At 72.1% G+C, this 3,730-nt stretch carries 3 protein-coding genes and 1 pseudogene; 2 read left to right on the plus strand and 2 right to left on the minus strand.

The window, feature by feature from the left end:
- Positions 1 to 122: 122 nt before the first annotated feature.
- Positions 123 to 1,226 (minus strand): YlbL family protein, encoded by a 1,104-nt coding sequence (locus ACRDSK_RS32315; protein ID WP_431445209.1) that lies wholly within the window; start codon positions 1,224 to 1,226, stop codon positions 123 to 125.
- A 177-nt stretch (positions 1,227 to 1,403) separates the two neighbouring features.
- Between ACRDSK_RS32315 and ACRDSK_RS32320 the strand changes: the two genes are divergently transcribed.
- Positions 1,404 to 2,738, plus strand: a complete 1,335-nt coding sequence (locus ACRDSK_RS32320; protein ID WP_431445210.1) for a zinc-dependent metalloprotease — start codon at positions 1,404 to 1,406, stop codon at positions 2,736 to 2,738.
- On the opposite strand, the gene ACRDSK_RS32325 is transcribed toward ACRDSK_RS32320, so the two are convergent.
- Positions 2,735 to 3,265 (minus strand): M48 metallopeptidase family protein, encoded by a 531-nt coding sequence (locus ACRDSK_RS32325; RefSeq protein WP_431445211.1) that lies wholly within the window; start codon positions 3,263 to 3,265, stop codon positions 2,735 to 2,737. The genes ACRDSK_RS32320 and ACRDSK_RS32325 overlap by 4 nt on opposite strands.
- 122 nt (positions 3,266 to 3,387) lie before the next feature.
- Here ACRDSK_RS32325 and ACRDSK_RS32330 point away from each other — a divergent pair.
- Positions 3,388 to 3,730 (plus strand): annotated as a pseudogene (locus ACRDSK_RS32330) (hypothetical protein); the annotation flags it as partial.

A 3,730-nucleotide genomic window follows, 5' to 3' on the forward strand; every position in this document is an offset into this window, starting at 1 on the left:
TCAGAACAAACCCGACGCACAGCGTTGACACCCTGGCTACACCACTACAACCATCACCGCCAACACACCGCACTCGGTGCACCGCCCATCAGCCGATGCACCAACCTCACCGATCAGTACAGCTAGCAGGTCGGCGGCTTGCGGCCCGCGTCGAGGTCCTCGAGTGCGCTCACGGCCGAGTCGAGCGTGTCGACCTTCAGCAACGTCAACCCGTCGGGCGCGTTGGCTCTCGCCTCGGCACAGTTGCCCGCCGGCACGAGGAACGCCGTGGCGCCCGCGTCCCGGGCGGCGACGAGCTTGAACGAGATGCCGCCGATGAGGCCGATGTTGCCCTTGACGTCGATCTCTCCGGTACCGGCCACGGTCCGGCCGTCCTCGAGCTCGCCGGGCGTCAGCTTGTCGACGATGGCGAGCGCGAAGATCAGCCCGGCGGACGGGCCGCCGACGTCCTGTAGGTGGATCGTGGTGTGGAAGTCGACGTCCGCGCGGTCGATCGGCGACAGGCCGAGGAAGCCCTCCTTGCGCTCGCCCGCGTCGTAGTCGGCCGCGTTGCCCAGCTTGACGGGCTTGGTCTCCTCCGCCTGGCTTCCGTGCTGGAAGGTGATCTCGACGCGCTCGCCCGGCCGGGTGCCCGCGAGTGCGTCCCGCACGTGCTCCTGCACCTCGACCCGCTTGCCGTTGACCTCCAGCAGCCGGTCGCCGGGCTCGAGCACCTGGTCGGCGGGCGCGCCGCGGGTGATCTCCTGCGCGACGACCTTCACCGGGTAGTCCAGGTACCGCAGGGCCGCCACCTCGGCGTCGCTCTGCGAGTCCTGGAACATCTTCTTGTTCTCCCGCTGCAGGTCGTCCTCGGTCTGCCCGGGCCCGAAGTACTCCTCGCGCGGCATGAGCGCGTGCCGGCCGCTGACCCACAGCCCGAGCGCGCCGAAGAGGCTGACCTCGTCGCTGACCGAGACCGTCGTCATGCGGAGCTGACCACTGGTCTCGTACGTCTTCTCCCCCTCGACCTGCACCACGACCTGGTCGTTCACCGTGCCGAGCGTGTCGTAGGTCGGGCCGGGGCCGATCGAGACGTACGGCACCTGCACCAGGCCGCCGAGCAGGCCGAGGATCGCGGCGATCGCGAAGCTCAGCACGATCGTCCAGCCGCGGCGGGTCATCCGGCGCGGCTGGATCGACTCGCGGTCGACATCGGCGGGCGGTGCGGGAGTCGCGGTGTCGCTCACGACGCCCCCTCGCAGGCTCGGTGCCGCCGCTCGCGGTCGCCCTGTGAAATTGGTTCGCTCGCAAGCTCGCTCACGACACCTGAGAGTACGGCGTGTTCTCGACGTGTTCTCAGCGGGCGAAGCAGGCTGCGGATCACCGCTCGCCGCGGGTGGCGCTGCCCCGCGTACCGTGGACACATGACCGAGTTTCCCTTTGGCTTCGGGCCGCCGAACCCGGACGATCCCGACCGGGGTGGCAAGAAGGACCCCGCCGAGCAGGGTGGCGGACAGGAGAACCCGGCCGAGGCGTTCAACCAGCTCGGCCAGATGCTCAGCCAGCTCGGCCAGATGCTCAGCCAGGCCGGCAGCTCGTCCGGCCCGGTCAACTACGACCTCGCCAAGCAGATCGCGCTGCAGAAGCTCGCCGGCCAGCCCGGTTTCGGCCCGCCCGCGGACTCGGTGAGCGCGGTCAACGACGCCGTGCACCTCGCGGAGATGTGGCTCGACCCCGCGACGACGCTGCCGGCCGGTGCCAAGGCCAGCAAGTCCTGGACCGCGCGCGACTGGGTCGAGCACACGCTGCCGACCTGGCAGCGGCTGTGCGACCCGGTGGCGCGGCGGGTGTCCGGCGCCTGGGTGGAGGCCCTGCCGGCCGAGGCGAAGCAGGCGGCCGGGCCGCTGTTGTCGATGGTCGGGCAGATGGGCGGCATGGCGTTCGGCTCGCAGCTGGGCAACGCGCTGGCGCAGCTCGCCTCCGAGGTGCTGACCTCGACCGACATCGGCCTGCCGCTCGGCCCGCCGGCCACCGCGGCGCTGCTGCCGGCCAACATCGAGGAGTTCACCAAGGGCCTGGAGCGGCCGAGCAGCGAGGTGATGGTGTTCCTCGCCGCCCGCGAGGCCGCCCACCAGCGGCTGTTCGAGCACGTCCCGTGGCTGCGGCAGCGACTGCTGGCCACGGTCGAGGAGTTCGCGAGCGGCATCCGGGTGGACACCTCCGCGCTGGAGCAGCTGGCCACGACGGTGGACCCGGCGAACCCGGCGTCCATCGAGGAGGCGATGCGCTCGGGCATGCTCGAGCCACAGACCACGCCGGAGCAGCAGACCGCCCTGAACCGGCTCGAGACGCTGCTCGCACTGGTCGAAGGCTGGGTCGACGTGGTGGTCGCCGACGCGACCGCGGACCGGCTGCCGGGTTCGGACGCGCTGCGCGAGACCCTGCGCCGGCGCCGGGCCAGCGGCGGACCGGCCGAACAGACCTTCGCCACGCTGGTGGGCCTGAAGCTGCGGCCGCGCCGGCTGCGGGCGGCCGCCGCGCTGTGGCGCCTGGTCGGCGACCGGCACGGCCTCGACGTGCGGGACGGCGTGTGGGCACACCCAGACCTGGTGCCGACGGCCGAGGACCTGGACGAGCCGATCGACTTCGCCGACCGCTTGGGCAAGCCGGCCGCGGACGGCGACCCGATCGACGACCCCATCGCCGCCATCGAGCGCACCGAGCAGGCCGAGCGCAAGGACGACGCGGACGAGTCCTAGTCCTCCGCGGTGATCCCCCAGCCGGCCGCCGCGGACAGGCCCTCGAGGTAGCCGATCGCCCGGTCGGTGCGCGGGTAGTCGCGCACGAGGTCCCAGAACCGCGCGTTGTGAGCCGGCACCAACAGGTGCGCGAGCTCGTGGACGAGCACGTAGTCGAGCACCCAGGACGGCACCTCCCGCAGGTGCTCGCTGACCCGGATGGACCCGTCGGAGGGCGTGCAGGACGCCCATCTGGTCCGCATCGGCGGCACCCAGCTCACGCTGGCCGGCTCCGCCCGGCCGTTCAGATGCTTCGTGGACAGCTCCCGGCAGCGCCGTAAGAGCGTGGCGTCGGACGTCTTGGTCGGGGGCCGGCGCTTGGCCTCGCCACGCAACAGCTTGCGCTGCATCTCGGCGACCCAGTGCGCCTCCTCGGCCTTCGACAGCCGAGCAGGGATCAACACGACCAGCGTGTCGCCGTCGCGATACGCGGTGACGGTGCGGGTGCGTCGCTTGCTGCGACGCACCTCGACGCGGGGTTCGGCCACGGATGCCACGTTACGACCAAGGACCGACGGAACGGGAGGACCGGCCCCGGTGAAATGGCCGTGACCTGGGACCCTGTGGATAACGATTTCGTCGCCGGGTGATCTGCGGGCAGCCTGGGGTGATGGACACGACACTGCCGAGACGGCCTCGCGTGGTCGGCGACCTGGCGGTGCTGCGCCGCCACCCCGACGAGATTCAGATCGGCCTCGACCCGCGCCTGGCGGCGGTCGCCTCCGGGCTGCCCGAGCCGGTCGTGGCCGCGGCCCAGCGGCTCACCGGCCGGCAGCGCGCCGAGGACGTGCTGGCCGAGACCGGCACCCACCGGGAGGCGATGCGGGAGCTTCTCGTGGAGCTGACCGCCCGCGGCCTCGTCGACGACGCCGGCCGCGGTGCCGGACCGCTGCCGGGCCGGCTCGCCGGCGACCTGTCCGCCGCCGCCTTGCGCGGCGTCCTCGCGGCCGGCC

The organism is Actinophytocola sp. (assembly GCF_050699915.1).
GTDB lineage: Bacteria > Actinomycetota > Actinomycetes > Mycobacteriales > Pseudonocardiaceae > Actinophytocola.

What these genes read in the sequence shown, in the direction of transcription:
- ACRDSK_RS32320 (WP_431445210.1), top strand. Translation starts at nt 1,404, where the DNA reads ATGACCGAGTTTCCCTTTGGCTTCGGGCCGCCGAACCCGGACGATCCC.